This is a genomic window from Chitinophaga sp., from assembly GCF_036566945.1.
In the GTDB taxonomy this organism is placed as follows: domain Bacteria; phylum Bacteroidota; class Bacteroidia; order Chitinophagales; family Chitinophagaceae; genus Chitinophaga.
Genome location: NZ_DATCVJ010000611.1, coordinates 1 through 4,221 on the forward strand (window position 1 = coordinate 1; position 4,221 = coordinate 4,221).

A 4,221-nucleotide genomic window follows, 5' to 3' on the forward strand; every position below is an offset into this window, starting at 1 on the left:
AAAAAAGTGAACTGGAAAAAGCAAAGGGACAGGCACGTAGTCTGAGCCTCGATTTATACGAGCAATGGGCCGGCCTGGAAGGAAATGGACAATTCAGGTTTACACCGCCTACCCTGAGCCTCATGGCTTTTCGTCAGGCTATGCAGGAGTTAAAGGAAGAAGGTGGTATTCCTGCCAGAGAAAAACGCTACAAAGAGAATAAAGCGGTGTTGGATCAGGGCATGTCAGCACTCGGTTTCAAACAGTATCTCCGTCCGGAAATTCAGGGGCATATTATTTCTTCATTCCTTTACCCGGAAGATCCTGCCTTTAATTTTGAAAGATTTTATGAGCAGCTGAATGATCGCGGGTTTATTATTTACCCGGGAAAATTAGGTAAAGCCAACGCATTTCGTATCGGTAATATCGGACAGATATTTCCGGACGATGTAAGAGCTTTGGTGGTGGCTATTGAAGAGGTGATGAAAGCGGAGAAGGTAGTGACGGGTGCAGTCATTGCCTGATAGTATTAACAATTCGAATTTTTTGATGGCATACAAGGCTGGCAGATTTTCTGCAAGCCTTGTATGCCTACGCGGATCTGGCGGTTAAAACGGGCATGGAAAAAGATTGGCGAAAACTCCAGGTGAGGAAATTAAAGAACCTGGGGCTGACTGTCAGTCACGATCCCGGCTATACGATTTCCCCATCGGGAGAAGCTTTTTTGAGCGCGTTGTGATGGTGTTTTAGGTTATCACTTTAATAATGTACAGGAATTTCCTTTTAGGACGCAGTGCATCCTACATCTCTTTTTGTTCATTCCAGCATCATCAAATGAGTTCCGGCTACAATTGTATTTCAAATAAGCTCGATGTGCCACCTTTGTAATGCGCCGGCAGTTCAGGTGCATCGCCGGTAGCAATAATACCCAGGTAGTTGAAACCGCAACTCACATAGTAGTTGTTTAGTTTGTCGTTACCGCTGCCAGTATCCATTCTGATAAATTTCTTGCCATGGGCAGGCGCATATATTTTAGCCCAGTCTACAATTTTTTTAACGTAACCATTCCCGCGGAAATCCGGGTGGGTGGCTATGCGGTGAATATAAATGGCCGGGTCTTTATCTTTTTCTTTCCAGATAAAAGGATCTTCAAAAGCAATAGAAAAAACGCATACGATCTGGTTGTCTGCCACAATTTTCCATAATCTGTTTTCATGGATTTCATTTTCTATCAGTGTGCTGTCAAAGCCCAGCCAATGCTTCTGCGCTACTTTTTTCTGTAGTAGAGTACCCGCATTATATAAGCTGAATATGATGTCGATATCTTCGATAGTGCTGTTGATAATTTTCATGAGATTTGAATTTAGCGATGGTAAAATTCAAACTTTAATATGGATTAAAACAGATTCAGTTTTGTGTATTTTTACCAGATCAGATTTGTGATAAGTCTTTTATAGAGGAGCTTTCGGGTAAGATATCTATCTTTATAATATAACAATAGCTAACAGATGAAGTTAACAATAACAGGGTACTCTACTGCGCTGTTTTCTACCTGGTATCTTTTGGAGGAACTGGGTATTTTAATGGATGCAGGCGACGGACTTACCTCGGCATTATTACAAAAGAGTAGGAAAATTAATTATGTATTTATTTCGCATGCCGACCGGGATCACCTGACAGGATTGGTGCAGCTCAACCAATTAAATGCGCGGGAGGGCTTCCCGGTAATTTGCTATCCCCGCGATAGCAAGTCGTTTCCGGCCATGGAGGAATTTCTGAAAAGATTTGATCCACATACCTCCGGTATACAATGGAAGGCAGTAGCGCCCGGTGATGAAATATGGGTGAAAGATGACCTGGTGGTGGTTCCTGTGCGGAATGAACATGTAACAACAGATCAAAATATTATCAGAAGTCTGAGTTATAAAGTAATGCAGGTAAAGCAGAAAGTAAAACCGGAACTGGCCGGTTTGCCTGCAGCAGCCCTGAAGCAAATCATCATGGACAAAGGAAAGGAAAGCACCACCATGGAGGTGAGGGCCAATCTGGTGGGGTATTCCGGAGATACGCCCGTGCAGGACCTGCAACGCTGGGACCAGTCGGGCATACTGATACACGAAGCCACTTTTTTAGGTAGTGAAGGAGAGGTGAAAATGATTGCCCATAAAAATAAACATAGTAAACTGGAAGAAGTAATGGAAATGGTGAGTCAGATTTCCGTGCAACAACTCGTCCTGGGCCACTTCTCCTCACGGTATTCAGCCGAACAAATTGATCGCAGCATCAAAGATTTATGTGATAAATACGCGATCAATATCCCTGTATTTCGTTTATTACCCGGACTAACGGTGAAGGATATATTATCCGGAGATCCGGTTAATAGGTAGCGTGGTAGCCATTTTTTGGGGATATGTAACGACTGTTTTCTAATTTTTTTTCATAAGATTTGTTTTTGTGAATAATTATTTCCTACATTTGCATCCCGCTACAAAAGGTCGGAGACGGGGCGTAGCGTAGCCCGGTATCGCGCCTGCTTTGGGAGCAGGAGGTCGCAGGTTCGAATCCTGCCGCCCCGACTACAGCATAAGTGGGAATAAATGTGACTGAAGAGGTTCATTTATTCCCACTTTTTTTTTGAACGCATTGGCCCACCACATTGAAAATGGCGCTGTTAGTGGTTCGTTGTTTCGGTGCTCATACTCCATCTTCGTTACCAGGGTATTTCTCCTGTTGCAGGATTATTTTCCTCACTAAAAAATTTTCCTGTTGGGCCATCATTGTCAATCAACGCATATTTTACTATTCGTTTTCCGGCATCATTAACAGTTCCGGGCCCACGATGTCCATTGAAATCTGTTTTGGTGAATCCCGGGCAAACAGCATTTATTTTGAAGTTGGTATTTTTTAATTCGTATGCTAACACAACCGTGTACATATTCAAGGCTGATTTTGAAGAAAGATATACAGCGCCTTTGTAGTCGTAGTATTTATATGCGGGGTCGCTGTGTAGGGTAATGGAGCCTTGACTTGAACTTACATTTACAATACGAGGTGCTGACGACTCTTTCAGCAAATCAATAAATGCCTGTGTAACCCGCACTACGCCGTAAATGTTAGCATCATAAGTTGCTTTAAACTGGTCAATAGTGGCGTCAAGTGCCGTTTGTGGGTAACCACCATAAATACCCGCATTATTAATAAGTATGTCCAACACGTTGGTTTTTTTACCTATTTCTTTGCGGGCTTTAATGACTGATTTGTCATCTGTAATGTCAAGTTGAATAACTTCTACATTATTTAATCCCTTCGCTTTTAATTTAGCAACGGCTTCTACACCATTTTCTAAATTACGACTGCCGAGGTAAACATGTATTCCTTTTTGAGCAAGTTGCTGTGCAACTTCAAAGCCAATGCTTTTGTTAGCTCCTGTTACTAATGCAAATTTCATGTCTTGTATGAATTTTATGAAGCAAAAGTAGCGGGCTAAAAAATAGCGGAAATGGACAATTCAATTTATTTCCCCGACAAATCTTGCCTGGGCAAAAAATCGCTTGCACTTTTTCCGGTGCTTTTTTTGAAGAGCTTTGAAAAATAATCAGGGTCATTAAAGCCCAGTTCATAGGCCAATTCTTTGATAGAAGCATTAGAATAACGCAATTTTCTCTGGGCTTCGGCCATCAAACGGTTAATAAAATAATCTTTGGGCGATGTTCCTGAATACTCTTTTACAATCCGATATAAACTGTTTGTAGATAAAGCTAATTTTTCGGCAATGGCGTTAATAGAAGGTTGCTCTGTAAGGTGCGTTTCCACGACTAATTTGAACTCAATAAACTTTGTGAGATTAGCGTTTAAGGTATGGAGGGGTTCTTTGTTTTTGAAATAGGCGCTATTTAATTCTGATAACAATGAGTTCAAATAAGCTAATATTATTTCAGTATCGGTTTCATATTTATCTAAGTAAAATATCTGGTTTAAAATCTCAAAAACCTTTATCACTCTTTCTCTTGCAGCACTGTCCAGAACGATGGTTTGCGCGTTTAAAGGGTTCACTAAAAAGGAAAATTGTTGCGGTAACAATGCCAATGTATTTTCATCAAACAGCAGCTTGAAATATTTTAAATCGTCTGTTTTAGCGGGCGGCGTAAAAATTTGATTGGGCATTGCAAAAAGCAGGTGCCCGTCAGTAAGCGTAAAATCTTGTAAGTCTATATTGTATGTAATTGAACCGCTTTCAATTAA

Annotated in this window: 4 protein-coding genes, 1 tRNA gene and 1 pseudogene; 3 read left to right on the forward strand and 3 right to left on the reverse strand. The window is 41.1% G+C overall.

All coding sequences use genetic code 11. The features are described from left to right. A pseudogene (locus VIP81_RS18670) lies at positions 1-503 on the forward strand (2-aminoethylphosphonate--pyruvate transaminase); the annotation flags it as partial. Between the two features lie 321 nt (positions 504-824). Here the strand turns inward: VIP81_RS18670 and VIP81_RS18675 are convergent. Then, positions 825-1,331 carry a GNAT family N-acetyltransferase gene (locus tag VIP81_RS18675; RefSeq protein ID WP_331964401.1) on the reverse strand — a complete coding sequence of 169 codons (507 nt, stop codon included), beginning with the start codon at positions 1,329-1,331 and terminating at the stop codon, positions 825-827. Positions 1,332-1,487: 156 nt separating this feature from the next. Here VIP81_RS18675 and VIP81_RS18680 point away from each other — a divergent pair, with 156 nt between their 5' ends. Beyond that, entirely contained in the window at positions 1,488-2,366 is an 879-nt protein-coding gene (locus VIP81_RS18680) for an MBL fold metallo-hydrolase (RefSeq protein ID WP_331964404.1), read from the forward strand. A 115-nt stretch (positions 2,367-2,481) separates the two neighbouring features. Continuing rightward, positions 2,482-2,555, forward strand: a tRNA-Pro gene (locus VIP81_RS18685). A 134-nt stretch (positions 2,556-2,689) separates the two neighbouring features. Here VIP81_RS18685 and VIP81_RS18690 read toward each other — a convergent pair. Both VIP81_RS18690 and VIP81_RS18695 read right to left on the reverse strand, forming a co-directional pair. Then, positions 2,690-3,427, reverse strand: a complete 738-nt coding sequence (locus VIP81_RS18690) for an SDR family oxidoreductase (RefSeq protein ID WP_331964407.1) — start codon at positions 3,425-3,427, stop codon at positions 2,690-2,692. A gap of 65 nt (positions 3,428-3,492) precedes the next feature. Then, the coding region (locus tag VIP81_RS18695) for an AraC family transcriptional regulator (protein ID WP_331964410.1) at positions 3,493-4,221 on the reverse strand (729 nt) is incomplete at its 5' end.

Excerpts from the sequence above, each read along its gene's own strand:
- VIP81_RS18675 (WP_331964401.1), bottom strand. The coding sequence starts at position 1,331 with ATGAAAATTATCAACAGCACTATCGAAGATATCGACATCATATTCAGC.
- VIP81_RS18680 (WP_331964404.1), top strand. The coding sequence starts at position 1,488 with ATGAAGTTAACAATAACAGGGTACTCTACTGCGCTGTTTTCTACCTGG.
- VIP81_RS18690 (WP_331964407.1), bottom strand. The coding sequence starts at position 3,427 with ATGAAATTTGCATTAGTAACAGGAGCTAACAAAAGCATTGGCTTTGAA.